At 73.6% G+C, this 17,702-nt stretch carries 15 protein-coding genes and 1 pseudogene; 9 read left to right on the top strand and 7 right to left on the bottom strand.

The annotated features are described in order from the left end of the window. Positions 1–35 precede the first annotated feature (35 nt). Complete coding sequence (locus tag AB0472_RS19575) at positions 36–1,022, bottom strand: GerMN domain-containing protein (RefSeq protein ID WP_366357718.1); 987 nt, start codon at positions 1,020–1,022, stop codon at positions 36–38. Positions 1,023–1,198: 176 nt separating this feature from the next. On the opposite strand from AB0472_RS19575, the gene AB0472_RS19580 reads away from it, so the two are divergent. Next, positions 1,199–1,384 carry a hypothetical protein gene (locus AB0472_RS19580; protein WP_366357719.1) on the top strand — a complete coding sequence of 62 codons (186 nt, stop codon included), beginning with the start codon at positions 1,199–1,201 and terminating at the stop codon, positions 1,382–1,384. Between the two features lie 441 nt (positions 1,385–1,825). Next, positions 1,826–2,728, top strand: a complete 903-nt coding sequence (locus AB0472_RS19585) for a universal stress protein (RefSeq protein ID WP_366357720.1) — start codon at positions 1,826–1,828, stop codon at positions 2,726–2,728. 54 nt (positions 2,729–2,782) lie between these two features. Here AB0472_RS19585 and AB0472_RS19590 read toward each other — a convergent pair whose 3' ends face one another. The 4 genes and pseudogenes from AB0472_RS19590 to AB0472_RS19605 form a co-directional block, all read right to left on the bottom strand. Further along, complete coding sequence (locus tag AB0472_RS19590; RefSeq protein WP_366357721.1) at positions 2,783–5,185, bottom strand: glycosyl hydrolase family 65 protein; 2,403 nt, start codon at positions 5,183–5,185, stop codon at positions 2,783–2,785. Between the two features lie 73 nt (positions 5,186–5,258). After that, complete coding sequence (locus tag AB0472_RS19595; protein WP_366357722.1) at positions 5,259–6,134, bottom strand: universal stress protein; 876 nt, start codon at positions 6,132–6,134, stop codon at positions 5,259–5,261. Between the two features lie 155 nt (positions 6,135–6,289). Then, positions 6,290–7,195, bottom strand: a complete 906-nt coding sequence (locus AB0472_RS19600) for a DUF1918 domain-containing protein (protein ID WP_366357723.1) — start codon at positions 7,193–7,195, stop codon at positions 6,290–6,292. Between the two features lie 151 nt (positions 7,196–7,346). Next, positions 7,347–7,508: pseudogene (locus AB0472_RS19605) on the bottom strand (dsRBD fold-containing protein); the annotation flags it as partial. A 92-nt stretch (positions 7,509–7,600) separates the two neighbouring features. Between AB0472_RS19605 and AB0472_RS19610 the strand changes: the two are divergent. From AB0472_RS19610 to AB0472_RS19625, 4 genes are all read left to right on the top strand, one after another. Then, entirely contained in the window at positions 7,601–8,182 is a 582-nt protein-coding gene (locus AB0472_RS19610; protein WP_366357724.1) for a CBS domain-containing protein, read from the top strand. Positions 8,183–8,225: 43 nt separating this feature from the next. Then, positions 8,226–8,468 (top strand): hypothetical protein, encoded by a 243-nt coding sequence (locus tag AB0472_RS19615; protein ID WP_366357725.1) that lies wholly within the window; start codon positions 8,226–8,228, stop codon positions 8,466–8,468. Positions 8,469–8,749: 281 nt separating this feature from the next. Further along, positions 8,750–11,155, top strand: coding sequence for a SpoIIE family protein phosphatase (locus tag AB0472_RS19620; protein WP_366357726.1), 2,406 nt, complete (start codon positions 8,750–8,752; stop codon positions 11,153–11,155). Positions 11,156–11,740: 585 nt separating this feature from the next. Beyond that, the gene (locus AB0472_RS19625; RefSeq protein ID WP_366357727.1) at positions 11,741–12,895 is read left to right on the top strand and encodes a site-2 protease family protein; all 1,155 of its coding nucleotides are present in this window, start codon (positions 11,741–11,743) and stop codon (positions 12,893–12,895) included. A gap of 34 nt (positions 12,896–12,929) precedes the next feature. On the opposite strand, the gene AB0472_RS19630 is transcribed toward AB0472_RS19625, so the two are convergent. Both AB0472_RS19630 and AB0472_RS19635 read right to left on the bottom strand, forming a co-directional pair. Continuing rightward, on the bottom strand, positions 12,930–13,829 hold the full coding sequence (locus tag AB0472_RS19630; RefSeq protein ID WP_366357728.1) for a universal stress protein: 900 nt from the start codon (positions 13,827–13,829) through the stop codon (positions 12,930–12,932). A 90-nt stretch (positions 13,830–13,919) separates the two neighbouring features. Continuing rightward, positions 13,920–14,765 carry a CBS domain-containing protein gene (locus AB0472_RS19635; RefSeq protein ID WP_366357729.1) on the bottom strand — a complete coding sequence of 282 codons (846 nt, stop codon included), beginning with the start codon at positions 14,763–14,765 and terminating at the stop codon, positions 13,920–13,922. A 168-nt stretch (positions 14,766–14,933) separates the two neighbouring features. On the opposite strand from AB0472_RS19635, the gene AB0472_RS19640 reads away from it, so the two are divergent. The 3 genes from AB0472_RS19640 to AB0472_RS19650 are packed head-to-tail and all read left to right on the top strand — an operon-like array spanning position 14,934 to position 17,699. Further along, positions 14,934–15,368 (top strand): hypothetical protein, encoded by a 435-nt coding sequence (locus AB0472_RS19640; protein ID WP_366357730.1) that lies wholly within the window; start codon positions 14,934–14,936, stop codon positions 15,366–15,368. Further along, a complete protein-coding gene (locus AB0472_RS19645) occupies positions 15,365–16,297 on the top strand; it encodes a hypothetical protein (RefSeq protein ID WP_366357731.1) in 933 nt (310 codons plus the stop codon). Before AB0472_RS19640 ends, AB0472_RS19645 begins: the two co-directional genes overlap by 4 nt. Then, positions 16,284–17,699, top strand: coding sequence for a V-type ATPase 116kDa subunit family protein (locus AB0472_RS19650; protein ID WP_366357732.1), 1,416 nt, complete (start codon positions 16,284–16,286; stop codon positions 17,697–17,699). Before AB0472_RS19645 ends, AB0472_RS19650 begins: the two co-directional genes overlap by 14 nt. The last annotated feature ends 3 nt before the right edge of the window (positions 17,700–17,702 follow it).

Here is a 17,702-nt window from a genome sequence, read left to right on the forward strand (position 1 = left end):
CACGCGCCGGGGACCACACGCTCCGTGGGCCCGCGTCAGCGGTTCACCGTCAGCGGCACGGTGTCGACGGTCACCGGCCGGCCGTCCTTCGGTGGCACCAAGTACGCCGTGAGCAGGCCGGGACCGGACCGGGCGGCCCGGTAGGGGACGGTGACGTCGAAGGTGCCGCGGGTGCCGGTGCCGGACGTGGCCCGTACCAGGAGGTCGGCGGCCTTGTGCCCGGCCGCGTCGGTCACCTTCAGCCGGAACTCGGCCTCGAACGTGTTCGCGCTGCCCCACACGCGCAGCGGCGTGCGGACCGTGTCGCCGAGCAGCGGCGACTCGACCAGGACGGCCGGGGACACGTCCTCGAAGTCGGCGCGGCCGACCGGCCCGTTGAGCACGATCCGCTGCGGGCCGAAGTGCGTGACCGGCTTGCCCTCGATCTCGAACGCCACCTTGTGGACGGCCGGGAAGCGGGTCAGCGTGAACACGACCTGAGCCAGGCGGGCCCGCATCGACCCGCTGCCGCCGGTGTCGTCGTAGCGGCCGGACAGATCGACCGTCGCGACGTGGTTGCGGACGGCGACCGAACGCAGCTCGGTGCCTGGCGGGATCGCGGTGGTGCGGGACCGGCTGCCCTCGTAGCGGCTGGGGCCGGCCAGCAGGGCGCGCAGCGCCGCCGTGGCGGCTGCCGGGGCGGCGACCGTGCGCGGCGCAGGTGAGACCTTCGCGCCGTGCAGGAAGTACACCGCGGTACGGACCTTCTTGGCCGCAGACGTGCCGGAGCCGCCGGCCGAGGCCTTCGGTGCCGAGGCCTTCGGTGCCGCGGAGGTCGGGGCTGGGGAGGCGGAGGGCGCGGGGGCACCGGTCGTGCCGCCCCACGTCCCGCTGTCCACGAGGGACGACGTTCCGGAGGGCGTGCCGGGAGCGGTGGTCGTGCCGCAGGCGGCGAGCGTGAGCAGAGGGAGAGCCAGCGTCGCCGTGACCACGGTGGAGCGGTGGCGACGGGCGCGGCGGGCGTACGGTGTGTCGCTGAACATGGCAGCCTCCTCCGACACTTCCAGCGAACCGCCTGCCGGGGGCATCCCCCCAGTGCTGTTGGGCCCCCGACATGGGGCCGAACGGACGTACAGGCCAGGGCGGTTCGGCTCAGGAAGGACCACCGTGGGCCGGGCGATCGGCAGTTGTCCTGCTGGCCGCCGCCGCCCGCGGGGTCATGGCCGCCCTTCACACCCAGCCCCTCGAACTGCCCGCGCTGCGCGCCCAGTTGCGCCATCGCCTGACGGCCGGGAACCTTCCGCAGATGCCGCTGCGGCTCGGCCGCCCCGCACAGACATGGACCGCGCCGCGCCGCCCGCCCGCCGAGGTCCTGGTCCGCGACGGCAGCCTGGTCAGCTGGTGACGATGGCCACGGTGCGGCCCGTACGGACGGCCGGGACCCGGTGGTGGCGGCTGCGCCGCAACCCGCTCGACGGGTTCGTACTCGTGCCGGCCCGTCACCGCGCACACATGCCCGGCCGCCAGGAAGACGGGCTCCTCGCGGCCCGGTCGGGCCCGGCCGACCTGCCCCGCCGGGACTCACGACGGCATGACGGCGACCCGGCACCGGACGGCGTCCGGCAGCGCTCGTGCGGTACTGCCGTGCGCCGGCCGAGCACCACCGACACGGCGCTTGCAGAGACAAGGCCGAGCCGCCGGGAGACATGAACAGAACGTCTCCCAGGACGGAGTGGGTGGGAGGGGGCCGAACGGACCCGGCCGGAGCCCTGGCGGCCCCTGTCCGGTGGCGGGCCGCAGGAAGACGCTGGGACCGAGACCAGTCCGAACACAGGAGGTAACCGTCATGCTTGCACCCGTCGCCGTCGGGGTCGACGGATCCGCCGAGGGCCTGGCCGCCGCCGAGTGGGCCGCGCACGAGGCGGTCCGCCGTGACCGGCCGCTGTGCCTCGTGCACGCCTGGAACTGGCACCCACGCCAGGAGTCCGGTGAGCAGGCCAACGCCGCCCAGCGGTATCTGGGCCGACGCTCCCTGCGCCAGGCCGAGGAACGCGTCCGCCGCACCTGCCCCGATGTCCGCCTGAACGACGAGCAGGTCGAGGGACCCGCGGTCGCCGCCCTGCTGAAGGCCCCCGAACAGTCCGAGCTGCTGGTGCTGGGCTCGCGCGGGCTGAGCGGATTCACCGGTTTCGTGGTCGGCTCGGTGGCACTTGGCGTGGTGGCACGGGCAGAGCGCCCTGTCGTCCTCGTCCGGGCGGGGGAGCAGCCCGCCGACGAACACCTGCCCGCCGCCGACGGCAGCGCGTCCACCCGCACCGCATACCGGGATGTCGTCCTGGGCATCGACCTCGCCGACCCCTGCGACGAGGTGATCGAGTTCGCCTTCGAGGCGGCCCGGCTGCGCGGGGCCCGCCTGAGGGTCGTCCACGCCTGGCGGCAGCCCTCCCCGATCGGGCTCGGCCCCGGGGACCTCGGACTGGTCAGCGCCTCGGAGCGGGCCGACGAGTGGCTCGGCTTCCTGACCGCCGTCCTGCGGATGTGGCGCGACAAGTATCCCGGGGTCGAGGTCGTCGAGACCGTCACGGAGGGCCGGCCGCAGACCGTGCTGGTCCAGGCGGCGGCCGAGGCCGGCCTGCTCGTCGTCGGGCGCCGTATCACCGAACGCCCGGCAGGACCGCACACCGGCCCTGTCACCCACGCCGCCATCCACCATGTCGGCTGCCCCGTGGCCGTCGTGGCCCACGCCTGAGAGGTCTCCGCGGGTACGCCGACGCAGCGGGCCCAGGCACCGGCCTCACCCCGGTCACTCCTCCCGAAGCATCAGCGTGCACGTCTCCCCGGGGGCGATGGTCATGGCCCGGTCCGCCAGGACCACGCGGATCGGTGACCTCTCCGAGTCGGGTACGGCGATCTCCAGCCGCCCGTTGCGGCGTTGTACGCCGACACCCCAGTGACCGCGATAGCGCACCGTGAATCCGTACTCGGAGAGCGGGGGCAGCGGAACCGGGTCCAGCCACAGGGATTCCTCGCGGGTCTCCAGCCCCGTCAGGCCCCGCTGGACCAGGTCGAGGGTCCCGGCCATGGCCCCGAGATGGATGCCCTCACCGGTGGTACCGCCCTGGATGTCGGCGATGTCCGCCTCCAGGGCCTCGTGGACGTACTGCCACGCGTCGGCCCGTCTGGCCCTGGCGAGGACCAGGCCGTGGACGAGTTCGCTGAGGGTGGAGCCATGGCTGGTGCGCCGCAGGTAGTAATCCACGGTGCGGCGCCAGATGCCGTCGTCCAGCTCGTACCCGAGACGCCGGAACAGCGACCTCAGTTCGGCGGGTGAGAACAGGTAGCCGAGCATGAGGACATCCGCCTGCTTGGAGGCCTTGTAGCGGTTGACGGTGTCGCCCTCGGCCTCCAGGATCCGGTCCAGGCGCCGTATGGTGCCGTACCGCGCGCGGTAGGCGTCCCAGTCCAGCTCGGTGAGAGCGTCGTACCCCTCGAACTGGCTGATGAGGCCCTGGTGGAACGGCACCCGCAGCCGACGGGAGACCTCCTCCCACCTCGGCGGCTCCTCGGGGCCGAGCCCGATCTGCTCGAAGAGCTCGTCGCGGCGCCAGGTGGGCAGACGTTCCAGGAGCTCCAGAGCGCGGGTGAGCACCCAGGCCGTGGTGACGTTGGTGTACGCGTTGTCGTCCAGTCCCGGCCGCTCGGCGCCCGGGTAGCCGTCGTGGTACTCGTCGGGGCCGACGACGCCGAGGATCCGGTAGCGGTCGGTGCCGGGGTCGAGGACGGCGAGGTCCGCCCAGAACCGGGCGATCTGCAGCAGCATCTCCGCGCCCCTGGTGTGCAGGTACTGCGTGTCGCCGGTGGCCTCGAAGTACTGCCAGACGTTGTAGGCGATCGCCGACCCGACATGGTGCTGGAGCCGGGAGTGGTCCGGCAGCCAGTGGCCGGAACCCGGGTTGAGATGCCACTCCTGAGTCTCCTCACGGCCGTCGCTGCCGCTCTGCCACGGGTACATCGCCCCCGTCCGGCCGGCCTCGGCGGCGGCCCTGCAGGCACGGGGGAGGCGCCGGTAGCGGTAGTCCAGCAGCGCCCGGGAGACCTCCGGGAAGTGCAGGTCGAGATACGGCAGCACGAACAGCTCGTCCCAGAAGACATGACCGCGGTACGCCTCCCCGTGCAACCCCCGCGCGGGCACGCCCACGTCGAGATCCGCGGTGTGCGGTGACAGCGTCTGCAGCACGTGGAAGAGATGGAGCCGCAGGATCCGGCCCGCCTCGCCCGGTACCTGGATGTCCGCGCGCCGCCACAACCGCGCCCAGGCGGCGGTATGGGAGTCCAGGAGCGCGGAGAAGTCCGCCGCGGCGGACACCCGGTCGAGCGCCGCGTCCAGCGGATCGCTGATCGCGGTGTCCCGTGAGGTGTGCAGCGCGACGGTCTTGTCCACGGTGACGGGTCGGCCGGGAGCGATCGGGATCACCAGGCGGTGGACGGCGCGGTGGCGGGTCGGACGGAAAGCCGATGACACGGGGGGCTGGTCGGCGACGACCGTCGTCCGCGCCGCCAGGACGAGAACGACGCCCGACGCGCTGGTCCGGCAGCTCAGCCAGACGGTGCGGGGTTCACGAGTTCCTGTCCGGACTCCGGTCAGGTGACGGCGGTCGAGGGCGCGGTAGCGGTGCACGTTGCCGTTGATCACCTTGCTGTCGAGGCAGCTTTCGACCTCGATCTCTCCCGACCAGTCCTCCGCCGCGAAGACCGTCCGCAGCGCGGCCAGGTGCGGATCCTCCATGTGCACCAGGCGGGTCTGCTCGACACTGAGCACGCCTGTCTCGTGGTTGCGGTGGCGGAAGGAGCGGGTGAGCGTCGCGCGCCGCAGATCCAGGGTGTGGCTGTGCTCGAGGAGCGTGTGCGGGTGCGGGGAGAACCACGGGCCCCAGGCACCCCCCGCGCGGCGCCGGCGGAACCGGAGAAGCAGCCAGTTGGGCAGGTTGACCAGGTCCTCGTTCACCACCTGCCGGCCCGCCACGGTCGACTCCAGCCGGTTGTAGCACCCGGCCGCATAGGTTCCCGGGTAGTGGACCAGGCCCGCCCGGCACTCGGGCAGTGCGCCCCGCGTGGCGAAGTAGCCGTTGCCCAGCGTGCAGAGAGATTCACGCAACCGCTCGCCGGCGGGGTCGTAACCCGTCCACTTCCATGTCCACTGCGACATCCGCCACCTTTCCCTCCCCCCGGAGGCATTCTCCTGCCGGGACGGTCCAGGTCCCCAGGGCCGTGCGGCGGTTTCAGACCGGCTGCGGGACGACGGCGACCGGGCACTCGGAGTGGTGGAGCAGGACGTGCGCGACCCTGCCGAGCTGCAGGCCGAAGTGACCCTGCCGACGCCGGGCGCCGACCACGACGAGGTCGGCCTCGGCCGTCGTGTCCAGCAGGACGCGATGGGCGGGGCCCTCGACCGCGCGTCGACGGATTTCCACCCGGGGGTGCGCCCGCTCGGCCTCGCGCAGCGCGTCGTCGAGGGCGGCGGAGGCCTGCTGCTCGCGCAGCCGGGCGTCGTCGTCGGCGGCCGGCATGTGGTCCACGGGCTCGACGGTCGGGGTGCGCCACGCCCGTACGGCGGTCAGACCGCAGCCGCGTGCTTCGGCCTCACGCACGGCGAACCGAACGGCGCCGGTGCTGCCCTCGGGATCCCCTACCCCCACCACGATCCGGCCGCCGGCTCCCTGGCGGGCGTGTTCCGTGCCACGGACCACGACGACCGGGCACGCGGCACGAGCCGCGACGGCCAGGCTCACCGAACCCAGCAGCATCCCGGCGATCCGTCCGAGCCCACGGACGCCCGTTACCAGGGCGAAGGCATCGGACCCTGCTGCCAGCAGCGCGGACACGGGGTCGTCGGGCAACACCTCGGCCGACACCTTGACCTCGGGATCACGCAGCCCGGCGCGTTCGGCACAAGAGGCGACGATGTGCTGTGCCAGGACCTCCTCGGCCGGACGCCCGGCGCCGAACGAGGGGCGGACCTCCTCGTAGCGTTCCCACTGGGAGGCATGGACCAAGCGCAGCGCCAGCCCCTGGCGTGCTGCTTCGTCCACCGCCCAGTCGACCGCCAGCAGACTGGAGTCCGACCCGTCGACACCCACGACCAGGGGGAGTTCCATCGTCGTCACCGCCTTCGCCGTCCGGTTGCAGAGAGGCCCCGGTGATTGCGGACAGGCCCCTGTGAACACCGTCGCACCGTCTGCCGACCGCCGCGACACGCCGACCGGCTCCCGGCCGGGGCCCGGCACGCCGGGGCGGATCGCCCGGGGAACGGCTATTGACCGTCCGCGGTGATCCGACGGCCCGTGAGGCTCGTGGGCCGGATCGACACCCACATCTCGCGCTCGCCGCCCGGCCAGGGTGACGTGTGGGCACGCTGGGCGAGCCCGCGTATGGCGGCCAGGTCCGTCACAACGCAGGCCGGGCCGACGGCGAGGACGCTCCAGCCCTCGCTGAACGCCTCGTCCAGGCGGTCCACCTCGAACGCGACCTCGGTCTCCGCGGCCCTGGCGGCCACCGAGTCCGGCGCGGTCCGGAAGACGATGGCCTCGTCGACGACCTCGTAGTTGACCGGGACGACCACCGGGCGGTCGTCGGCCCCCGACACGGCGACGCGCCCCACACCGTGCGTGGAGAGCAGGGTGCGGCACTCCTCCGGGCCGAGTTCCTGGAACCGGGGGTGCAACAGCGCGTGTCCCTGGCCGGGCGGGCGACCGATGCCGCCGCCCAGGAGCGCGGTCACCGTGGTACCCAGCGCGTCGGCGAGCCTGATGAGAGTCCCCAGGCCCGGGTCCGCCGGGTGCTCCTCAAGATAGGCGAGATAGTCGGGCGACATCCTGGCGCGGCGGGCCGTCTCCACCCGGGTTATCCCTCGTCTACGGCGCTCGACGGCCACGCGTCGGCCGATGTCGCCGGGGTCCGCCGTCCCGGTGGGCACGGTGGCGGCGGACGTGGATTCCGGCCGCGTCTCTCGCACCAGCGCGGGATGCCCTCGCTCAAGGTGGCGGATGTGCGCGTCGGGACCTGGGAACACGAGCGTGACTTCATCCGTGTCCGACCAGCGCACGTCGTAGGGAGGCGTGCCGTCCTCGTGGTGGAGTCCGACGATCTCGCCGTCGCGGTGGGCTGCGCCGGTCGCCGGGCTCTCGACGACGAGTTGGTCGCCGAGGTGAGCATGCATGATCGCCACCCTCTCCTCAGAATGCCGTTGTATCCAACGTGCCACGTGTGCCGTGTCGCCGCATGGGACGGAAGCCGGGCATCAGGAACGTGGCGTGGGCCGCTTTCGGCGCTACCGCGGCTCAGGACCCGCCTCGTCACCCTGGCCGGCCTCAGACGGCCCATCCTGTCCTCCGGCCGCTGCCCGGCAGAGGTGTACCCATGCCTTCGATGTCGCATTCGGCGGGGTTGAGAAGCTGCTGGCCGAGGGCGTTCATGGCCCGGCCCGGCGCCAGTTCGTCGCCGATCTCGGGCACGTTCGTGTCCGCCGGGCACGCCGTTTCCCACGGGCCGTTCGGCTCTTGGCAGGCCCGGTCGGAGCGAAAGACCGGGACGGAAGGCGAGTCCACGGAATCGGGAGGCCACCGTGAACGAACACGAGAACTTCTCCGCGGAGGCCGAGGCCCGTCGGGACCGGCCTGCCCGCCCCCGGAGCCCCGGCGAGTCGCAACGGCAGGACATGCTGCTCCGCTGCTGTCTGGCCGCCGTGGCCACGGCCGCCGCCGGACACGCCGGCAGCGAGGCGCAGGCCCTGACGGGACCGGTGGGGGGCACCACCCGCTCCCGGCCTTCCACCGCCTTGCCACCGCCCTCGTCCGGGCGGGGGCTGGTGCGGGAGGCGATGGAGGTGCCCGCCGCCGCACTGCGCGAGGACCTGCCGTACCGCGACATCGCCCGGCTGCCGGCGCGCGACCAGGTCGGCGCACTCCCGGTGGTGGACGACGAGGACCTTGTCGTCGGCGTCGTCCCGGAATCCGATGTGCTCGCCAAGGTGGCCTTCGAGGCCTCCGGTCACCGGCCTGGACCCATGGGGCGGCTGCGCGAGCGACGGCTCTACGGCAAGGCGCGCGGGGAGACGGCCGCCGACCTCATGACGAGCCCCGCGATCACGGTGCTGCCGGGCGCGACCGTCGCCGAGGCGGCCTGGCTCCGGCGCTGTCCCGGCTGAAGAGGCTCCCGTCCCCGACCGCGACGGCCGCCTGGTCGGCGTCGTGCGCCGCGACGCCCTGCTGCGGGCCCTGATCAGGGACGACGCCGGAATTCGGTCGGAGGGCGAGAACCGGATCGAAGCGTGCCGCTCGCCGGGCGACCAGGACGCCGTGGAGGTGACCGTTCACGACGGGATCGTGGCGCTGACGGGGCGGATGACTCCGGCCGGCGCGGCCCGCCTCGTGGCGGAGGTGGAGGCCCTCGCCGACGTCGTCGAGGTGAAGAACCTCCTCACCGCTGCCTGACCTGGGGCTTCGGCCTGCCCGGGGCTGGCCGACAGCTCGGCCTCGGAGACCATACGCAAGACACGGCCAGGCCCCACACGCGGCCCCGCCCCGCGCCCCGACCGCGGGTTCGTCGAACTCGGCCCGGCGCGGGACCACACGACAGGCACAGAGCCGACCTGCGAGCGTGCGCGGGGAACGGTAGAAGTGGAGGAGGACAGGGGGCGGCAGGGACGGCCGGCAGCCGCGGCGCCGGTTCCCCACGGCTCCGGATTCCGTGTGCCGGATGGGCGATGATCCAAATGCGCGACGACACCGTTGGTAATGGCTCCGGAGCTCTCCCGGATCCGGCGGCCTCGGCCGTGGTCGATGCGCGGGGGATCGTCACGGGGTGGAGCCCAGGAGCCGAGCGACTGCTGGGCTACTCCTGCGAGGACGTCGTCGGACGTCCTGCGACCCGTCTCCTTGATGCGGACGCGCACATCGACGGGGGATTCACCGAGGCCCTCGACCGGCGAAGCGGTGCCGTCCTGCTCCGGCACCGGGACGGCCGGCGACTGGAGGCGTGGCTGCGCACGTATCCGTCGCTGGACGGCGAAGGCCATGCACAACGGCTCGTTGTGGCCACCGAGCCGGACGAAGCAGAGCAGGGCACTGCGACGACAGAGGAAGCCTTCGCCCAGGGGCACGTGCCCGTCATGGTGTACGACTCCGAATTGCGGGCCCTGCGAGCAAGTGCCGGCGCCGTTCGCGAACTGGCTCTCACCGAAGACCAACTGCGCGGTCGGCGGGTCACCGAGATCATGCCGCCCCACATCTGCCACTCGGTGGAGGACGGTATGCGCCATGTGTTCGAGACCGGGAAACCCGAGCAGTTCCACGTGCGGGGCAGGGCCCGGCCCGAGGCGCGCGAGAGAGTCTGGTCCATCACCGTGTCTCCGCTCAAGACTCCGGCGGGGCAGGTGCGACGTGTGCAACTCACCGCGCTCGACGTCACCGAACAACATCTGGCCCGGGAGCGACTCGCCCTGCTGAACGACGTCAGCACACAGGTGGGCAGCACTCTCGACGTGATGCAGACGGCCCAGGAGATGGCCGATGTCGCTGTGGGCCGGCTTGCCGACTTCGTCACCATCGACCTCCTCGACTCGCTGTTCCGGGGGGTCGAACCGAGCCCGTCCGCGACCGGCACCGTCGCCCTGCGCCGCGCCGGGCAGCAGTCCGTGCTCCCCGGTGTGCCCGAAGCGGTGATCCGGCCGGGAGACGTGGACTACTACCCGGAGTCCGCGCCGCCCGTGCGCTGTATGGCCACCGGCCGTTCCTCACGCCACCGGGCCCAGGACCGGGCGATCAGGGACTGGGGGGAGGCGGACCCCGAGCGGTCGAGGGTGGTCGGGACGTTCGGAGTCCACTCGATCATGGTCGTCCCGCTGCGTGCCCGCGGCATCACCCTGGGCGTAGCCGTTTTCACCCGCCACCAGCGCCAGGAGCCGTTTCAGGACGACGATCTGCTCCTGGCCCAGGAAATCGCAGCGCGGGCCGCCGTGGCCGTGGACAACGCCCGCCGCTACACCCTCGAACGCGGCACCGCACTGGCACTTCAGCGCAGTCTGCTCCCTCGGCGGTTCGCCACCCAGAACGCGGTCGAGGTCGCTCATCGCTATCGCCCGGCCCGTACCAGGGCAGGGCTGGGGGGCGACTGGTTCGATGTGATCCCCCTGTCGGGTGCGCGGGTCGCGCTGGTGGTGGGAGATGTGGTGGGCCACGGCCTGCGCGCCTCCGCCACCATGGGCCGGCTGCGGACCGCAGTGCGAACGCTGGCCGACGTCGATCTCCCCACCGACGAGCTGCTTGTCCACCTGGACGACCTCGTCGGCCACCTGGCGACCGAAGAGGATCCCACTCCGGACCCCGAGATCGAGTCCGGTCCCGACGTTCCCACCGAGCTCATCGCCACGTGCCTCTACGTGCTGTACGACCCGGTTGCACACCGCTGCACGGCCGCCACCGCGGGCCACCCGCCACCGGCCGTCGTCACGCCCGACGGTACGGCGTACTTCGTCGACGTACCCCCTGGACCTCCGCTGGGCGTGGGCGGGCTGCCCTTCGAAACGGTCGAGTGGGAGCTGCCTGAAGGGAGTCTCCTCGCGCTCTACACCGACGGCCTCGTCGAAGGACCCGAGCATGACCTCGACAACGGCCTCTCGCAGTTGCTCCGGCGCCTGGAGGAGTCCGCGCACTCGCCGGAAGCCGTCTGCGACGATCTGATCCGGGCCTTGCTCCCCCCACAACCGCAGGACGACGTCGCTCTCCTCGTCGCCCGCACCCGAATCCTGGACGCCGGTCAGGTGGCCACCTGGGACCTGCCCTCCGACCCGGCCGCGGTGGCCGGAGCCCGCGTGGAGGTCGAGGCCAGACTGGCGGCCTGGCGGCTGTCCGAGGTGGCCTTCACCGCAGAGCTGGTCATCAGCGAGCTCGTCACCAACGCGATCCGCTACGGGCAGCCCCCCATCCAATTGCGCCTCATCCGCGACGGTGCCCTCATCTGCGAGGTCTCCGACAGCAACAGCACCGCGCCGCACCTGCGGCGTGCCCGCACCTATGACGAGGGCGGCCGCGGCCTGCTGCTCGTCGCCCAGTTCGCCGATCGCTGGGGGACACGTCACCATGCCCAGGGGAAGACGATCTGGGCGGAGATCGGGTGCTGAGAAGCGTGGTCCGCAGAGGGATCGTCCAGCTTCAGCTGCGGCAGGAGCACGCGTAGTTCGTCGGGAGTCTCCACCGCACTCCTCCCCCTGCCCTCGGCGCACGGGTCCGACATCGACGGGGGCGCTTTCCGCGCTGTGCCTCCCCGGCGGGGTACGGCATGCCGAAGCGGCGGTCGGCCGGTCGGCCGACCGGGAGGGGCTCAGGTGTTGGGCGAGGGGCTCGGCCGAGTCCGCACATCCCACGCGGGCGGGGTGCCACAGCTTGAAGGGCGAAGGGCGTACCGGAGAGTTTGCCCGTGGAACGGTCCGGGGAGCGAATCGGCGTCGGCGTAGGCCGTGCGTCCCGGTACCGGCGAGGCACTGCCCGGCTGGACGACCCGGATGGGCCGAGCGTGCTGGGCCGCTCCTGTGGTGGTCGGGAGCATGAAATGCGCTTCTGGGCGGTCGGCGTTGGGCGTGTCGGGGGCCGAGTGTCCTCGACGAGAGCCGGTTGGCCCCCTCCGGGGACGACTGCCACCGTCGCACGCTGTAGGTGCCGCGGGCGTGGTCCCCGCCATGCGCAGGCCGGAAGGTGAGGCGAGGTTCATGGACGAGTCGCTGTCCCTCGGCCGGATCGCCGGTGTCCGGGTCGGTCTGCACTGGAGTGTCGTGGTCATCGTCGCGCTGATCACCGTGGCGCTGGCACGCGGCCGGTTCCCCGCCGCTCATCCCGGTCACTCCCCGGTCGCGTACTGGGGTCTCGCCGTACTGACCGCCGTCGTGTTCCTTTTCTCGTTGCTCGCGCACGAATTGGCACACGCCGTGGTCGCCCGGCGCAACGGTGTCGAGGTGGAGGGCATCACGCTGTGGATGCTGGGCGGCGCGGCCCGGCTGCGCGGCGAGGCTCCCTCGCCGGCCGCCGAGCTGCGGATCGCCGGTGTGGGCCCCCTCACCAGTCTGCTGGCCGGAGGTGTGCTCGCCGGGGCCGCCGTGGGACTGGACGCGTTGCGCGTGTCCGGGCTGGTGGTCGAGGCGGTCGCCTGGCTGGGCGCGATCAACATCCTGCTGGCCGTCTTCAACGCGCTTCCCGCCGCCCCGCTGGACGGCGGCCGGCTGCTGCGGGCGTACCTGTGGCACCGCACCGGTGACCGGCTGCGCGCCACCCGGGGCGCTTCGGCGGCGGGCCGGGCGCTGGGCTGGTTCATGGTGGTGACCGGGTTCGCGGACGTGCTGTTCGTCGGCAGCCTCTCAGGTCTGTGGCCCGCGCTGATCGGCTGGTTCCTCATCGCCGCCGCTACGGCGGAGTCCCGCCAGGCGCAGCTCCGGGGCGTCCTGGCAGGCGTTCCGGTGCGTCGCGTCATGACACCGTCCCCCGTCACCGTCCCCGCCACGGCGAACCTCTCCGACTTCCTTGGCGAGGGGCCCTTCGGCCGCTACCGTCATGCGGCCTTCCCGGTGCTGGCGGCGGACGGTTCGGTCACCGGCCTGCTCACCGTGCGCCGGGCGGAGGCCGTGCAGCCGCAGGCGCGTGCGCACACGACGGCCCGAGACGCGATGCTGCCCCTCGACGACGTGGTGACCGTCGCTCCGGACGAACCCGTGCTCGACCTGCTGCCCCGGCTGCAGGAGAGCCCCGTGCGCCGTGCCCTGGTCCTCGACCGGGGCCGGCTCGTCGGCATCCTCACCGTCGCCGACGTCACCCGTGCCCTGACCTGGCCGACCCCGCCCCAAGGGCGGGGCGCGTCCGGTTCTCTCCCGTAGCCGAAGTGCTCGGTTCTCTCCCGTGGCCGAAGGCTCAGTCGTGCGCGACCACGGCGACGGGCGCGGCCACATGATGCAGGACGGCGTGGGTGACGTGGCCGATGTGGGCACCGCGGGGGCTGGTGCGGATCCGGCGGCCCACGACGGCCAGGGAAGCGTCGCGGGCAGCGTTGACGAGGACCTGGGCCGCGCTGCCGCAGCGGCTTGCCGCGATCACGTCGATGCCCGGGAACTTCCGCTGCCAGGGACGCAGCGCGTCCGCCAGAGCGGTGGCCTGCCGGCGTTCGAGTGAGGCACGGAGCTCCAGCCCGTGGAAGCGGAGGAAGGTGCCGGGCGGCTCGGTCCAGCCGTGCACGACCCTCAGGGCCGCGCCCCGGCGCGCGGCGGCGTCGAAGGCGAAGTCCAGCAGTGCCGCGTCCGTTTCACCGGTGTCCAGACCGACGACCACGGGCCTGAACGGCACGGCGGCGGAGGAGCCACGGGCGGATGTCCTCCGGTGCTCGCCAGTCGGCTGTTCCTCGGCCCTGATCAGGACCACGGGCCGGGCCGTGTGGGCGATGACGTACAGGCTGACCGAGCCGACGAGAAACCCGTCGAGGCCGCCGAGGCCGCGTGAGCCCAGCACAAGCAGTTCCGCCCCGTCCGCGGCCTCGGCCAGTGCGCCGGCCGGGTCACCGGTGACCCGGTCGGTGGTCACCTCGACGCCGGGGTGGCACGTGCGCAGCCGCTTCGCCGCGTCCTCGGCGGGATCCCGGTGGGTCCGGTCGTGCCGGGTCTCCGGGTCGGACGACGGTGCCGGGTCCCGGGGCACCGGCTCGCGGACGTGGAGGATCTTCAGGGGCAGGGCGCGCAGCCTCGCCTCATGGGCCGCCCAGTCGGCAGCGGCGCGGCTCTCCGGCGAACCGTCGAAACCCACGGTGACGGTGCGGGGCATGGTGTCCGCCTTCCAGAGGGGGGCCGACCGCGGACCCGGAAATCCGGCGGGCCGCGGCCCGCGCGGCGCTCGTGCAGCGGGGAGCGGGGATCAGACCGCGGTGAGGAGGTTCTGCACCTCGACCACGTCGGCGATCGCCTCGGTCTCGGCCACCAGCCGGGCCTTGGTCGCCACCGGAAGCCGGCCCGACAGTTCCACGATGCCGTGGTGCACGGTCACCGTGACGGACGTCCGGTCGCCCGGGGCGCAGACGGCGCGGATTCGGTCCTCGACCTCGGCCTGGATCCCGGCGTCGTCCCTGATCAGGGTCTGCAGCAGCGCGTCTCGGCCCACGGCGCCGACCAGCCTGCCCTCGTGGTCGGTGACCGGGATCCGCTTCAGCCGGGACAGCGCGGCGAGCCAGGCGGCCTCCGCGACGGTGGCACCCGGCAGCACGGTGATCGCCGGACTGGTCATCAGGTCGGCGGCCGTCTCGCCCTGGGCCTTGTCGTGCAGCCGCCGTTCCCGCAGCCTGCCGACCGGTCCGGGACGGCGGCCGGAAGCCTCGAAGGCGACCTTCGCCAGCAGGTCCGACTCGGAGACGACGCCCACCACGCGGTCCTGTGCGTCCACGACCGGCAGGGCACCGATGTGCTCGCGTGCGAGCAGCCGGGCGATCTCCCGGTACGGCAGGTCGTCGTGCAGGCAGGCGGCGGGCACGTCCATCACGTCCCGGACCAACGGCATCCCGGAGCCGGTCGCGGGTTCGGGGGAGGTCTGCGCCGGGGGCGGCGACGGCCGGCCCGCCGGCTGCGCGTGTTCGGCCGCCACGGCGGCGACGGCGCCCAGGTAGCGCACCAGCATGTCCTGGCGGGTGCCCTCCCCAGGGCTCCAGGGCCGGGAAGGCAGGGACCGTCGTGCCTCGGCCCCGGTGGAGAAGTTCTCGTGCTGGTTCACGGTGGCCTCCGGAGTCGTTCGGGTTGCCTACCGTTCCAGTCTTGTGGTCCGCCGCCGGCCGTCCAGAGCCGAACGGCCCTGATGGGGCGGCGTGACGGCCCTATCCGGTGCGGGCGCGGGCGAGGACGGTGACACTGGAGGAGCAGCCGACCGGCAGGAGGCCGGGACATGAGTCTGCGGGACTTCCTGGAGCGGTTCCGTCCGACGGGGACACCGGGGGCGGCCGCCACCGGCGTGCCCCCCGACCGGGAGGCGGAACGTGCCGCGGAACTGGCCCCGGCGCTGGCCCGGCTGACGACCGTACAGCAGGAGGCCGCCCGGATCCGGGCCGCCGGGGAAGAGGCCGCCGGGACGATCCGGCGAGAGGCCGGGCGAGAGGCCGCGGGCATCGTGGCGGCCGCCCGGGAACAGGCTCCCGAGGCACGACGCCAGGCTGCCGAACCCTTCGTACGGGACGCGCTGCGGGCGGCCGATGCCGTTCGAGCCGCCGGGGACCGGGCCGCCGACGCGGTGCGGGAGCGTGGTCGGGCGGGGCTGCCCGCCCTGGTTGCGGACACGGTGTCGCAGGCGCTGCGGGCGGCCGGGACGGGCGCGGCACCATGAGCGCCGGGTGGGTGGCCGGAGCGGTCCGGGCGCGGGCGATGGCCGACCGGTATCCGGGTGCCGCCGGGGCGCGGGAGATCGCGGGGTGCTCGTCGCTCGATGAGGCGCTGCGGCGGCTGGCCGGGACGCCGTACGTCAAGTACGTGCGGGAGGCGGCCGGGCTGCCTGACGCCCAGCGCGCGGTGTCCGCGACGCTGTTGTGGCATCTGAGGGTGCTGGCGGGCTGGCTGCCGCGGGGTGGGGCCCTGGTGCTCGTTCCGCTGGTCTCGGGGTTCGAGGTCGCCAACGTGGTCGCCAGACTGGCCGCGCCGGGCGGCCGCGGCACGGGCGCGCCGGGGCCGCCGTACCGGCTCGGGGCGCTGGAGACGGTCTGGCGGCGCCTTGCCGAGGCCGGTACCCCGGCGGAGCTGCGTGCCGTGCTCGCCGCGTCCCCGTGGGGCGATCCGGGCGACGACACGCCGTGGGCGCTGATCACGGGCATGCGGATGGCCGCCGCGCGGCGCACCGCTCTCGGCGTGCCGCAGGCACGTGACTGGGCCGTCGCACGCGCGGCCCTGCTGACGGCGCGTGAACTGTTCGTGCACGGCCGCTCCCTTCCGGAGCCGGTACGACGGGACGCGGCCCGGCTGCTCGGGGGACGGGCGCCGACCGCCGCCTCGTACCAGGAGTTCCGCGAAGTTCTGCAGGCGCCGGCCCGGCGGCTCCTGGCCGACGTCGAGGAGCCGCAGGAGCTGTGGCGGGCGGAGGTCCGCTGGTGGCGGTCGGTGCACGACGACGGGACCGCCCTGTTGCGGGACTGCCGGCATGGGCCAGGCGTGGTCGTCGGCGCGGTCGCGGTGCTCTCCGTGGACGCCTGGCGGGTGCGGGCCGCCCTGGAGTCGGCGGCCCGGGGCGGGCGGCCGGGGGAGGCGTTCGATGCCCTGGCCTGAGGGGATGACACCGGTCCGGATGCGCCGTGTGGCGGTGGTCGTGCCGCGGGCGGCGCTGCGCGACGCGCTGGTGCGGATCGCCGAAGCGGGCTGTGTGGAGCTGGACCGCGTCGAGGAGACGGCCCCGGGGCCCGCTGCGCTGCGGCTGCGGCGGCTTCAGGGGCGCGGCGGCCCGGAGACCCCGGGCCGTGCCGCGCTGGCCGTCGCCGCACCCGACCTGGACCGGCTCGAAGACCGGCGGGAGACGAGCCTGCTGGCCGGGGAGGCCGAACTGGAGGAACGCGCGCGAGGCGCCGTGCGGCAGGGGGAGGTGTCGGCGCTCGCGGGGTGGTGTCCGGCGGCCGAGGTGCCCCGGGTGGCCGAGCGGCTCGCGGCGGCGGGCGGTGCGCTGCTGCCGCTGCCGTCTCCGCGCGGCGCCGATCCGCCGACGCTGCTGCGGCCCGCCGGGGAGGTCTCCTTCACGCCTCTTGTGACGACGTACGGCACACCGTCGTACGCGGACCTCGACCCGTCGTGGCCGGCGGGCCTGGCCTATCTCGTGATGTTCGGGATCATGTTCGGTGACGTCGGGCACGGGGCCCTGCTGGTCCTCGGCGCGCTGGCCCTGCGCTTCGGACGGTCCCGGCGGCTCGCCCGGCTGCACCGCCTGTGGCCGTTCCTCGCGGGCGCCGGGCTGGCCGCGATGCTGGCGGGCGCCGCCTACGGGGAGTTCTTCGGGCCGACCGGCGTGCTGCCGGTGTTGTGGCTGGCGCCGCTTCGGAGCCCGGCCCGGCTGCTGGCGGCGGCGGTGGTGTTCGGGGCCGGGCTGCTGGTCCTCGCGCATGTCGCGGGCGCGGTGAACCGGGTGCGGGAGGGCGGCTGGGCCAGGGGGCTGTACGCGGCGTCCGGTGTGGCCGGGCTGCTGTTCTACCTGGGGCTCGCGTCGGCGGCCGCTGGGCTGGTCCTCTACGTGACGCCGGTCGCCTCGGCCGGAGCCGCGCTCGCGTGCGCAGGGCTGGCGCTGGTGGCGCTGGGGCTGTTCCGGAACACGGCGGGCGGCGGCGCGGGGGTCGCGGAGACGGGGGTACGGCTCTTCGACGTCGTCGTACGTACCGGTACCAACACGCTGTCCTTCGCCCGGCTCGCGGCCTTCGGCCTCACCCACGCCGCGCTGGCGGACCTGGTGTGGCGCGGCACCACCGGCCTGGCGGCACGCGGTGCGGCCTGGTGGGCGGGCGCCGTCCTGCTGTTCGCCGTCGGCACGGCACTCTCCTTCGGCCTGGAGGCCCTGGTGGCCGGTGTGCAGGCCCTGCGACTGGAGTTCTACGAGATCTTCTCCCGGCTCTTCGAGGCGGAGGGCCGTCCGTTCCGTCCCTGGCACGTTCCTCCGGCGGAACCCGCCGACACGCTCCCAAGAAGGTGATCA

This window comes from Streptomyces sp. NPDC086777 (assembly GCF_040702065.1).
Classification (GTDB): Bacteria; Actinomycetota; Actinomycetes; order Streptomycetales; family Streptomycetaceae; genus Streptomyces.

Coding starts and splice junctions, on each gene's coding strand:
- AB0472_RS19625 (WP_366357727.1), top strand. CDS start 11,741: ATGGACGAGTCGCTGTCCCTCGGCCGGATCGCCGGTGTCCGGGTCGGT.
- AB0472_RS19600 (WP_366357723.1), bottom strand. CDS start 7,195: ATGCATGCTCACCTCGGCGACCAACTCGTCGTCGAGAGCCCGGCGACC.
- AB0472_RS19595 (WP_366357722.1), bottom strand. CDS start 6,134: ATGGAACTCCCCCTGGTCGTGGGTGTCGACGGGTCGGACTCCAGTCTG.
- AB0472_RS19650 (WP_366357732.1), top strand. CDS start 16,284: ATGCCCTGGCCTGAGGGGATGACACCGGTCCGGATGCGCCGTGTGGCG.
- AB0472_RS19585 (WP_366357720.1), top strand. CDS start 1,826: ATGCTTGCACCCGTCGCCGTCGGGGTCGACGGATCCGCCGAGGGCCTG.
- AB0472_RS19590 (WP_366357721.1), bottom strand. CDS start 5,185: ATGTCGCAGTGGACATGGAAGTGGACGGGTTACGACCCCGCCGGCGAG.
- AB0472_RS19620 (WP_366357726.1), top strand. CDS start 8,750: ATGCGCGACGACACCGTTGGTAATGGCTCCGGAGCTCTCCCGGATCCG.
- AB0472_RS19575 (WP_366357718.1), bottom strand. CDS start 1,022: ATGTTCAGCGACACACCGTACGCCCGCCGCGCCCGTCGCCACCGCTCC.
- AB0472_RS19630 (WP_366357728.1), bottom strand. CDS start 13,829: ATGCCCCGCACCGTCACCGTGGGTTTCGACGGTTCGCCGGAGAGCCGC.
- AB0472_RS19640 (WP_366357730.1), top strand. CDS start 14,934: ATGAGTCTGCGGGACTTCCTGGAGCGGTTCCGTCCGACGGGGACACCG.
- AB0472_RS19580 (WP_366357719.1), top strand. CDS start 1,199: ATGGCCGCCCTTCACACCCAGCCCCTCGAACTGCCCGCGCTGCGCGCC.
- AB0472_RS19645 (WP_366357731.1), top strand. CDS start 15,365: ATGAGCGCCGGGTGGGTGGCCGGAGCGGTCCGGGCGCGGGCGATGGCC.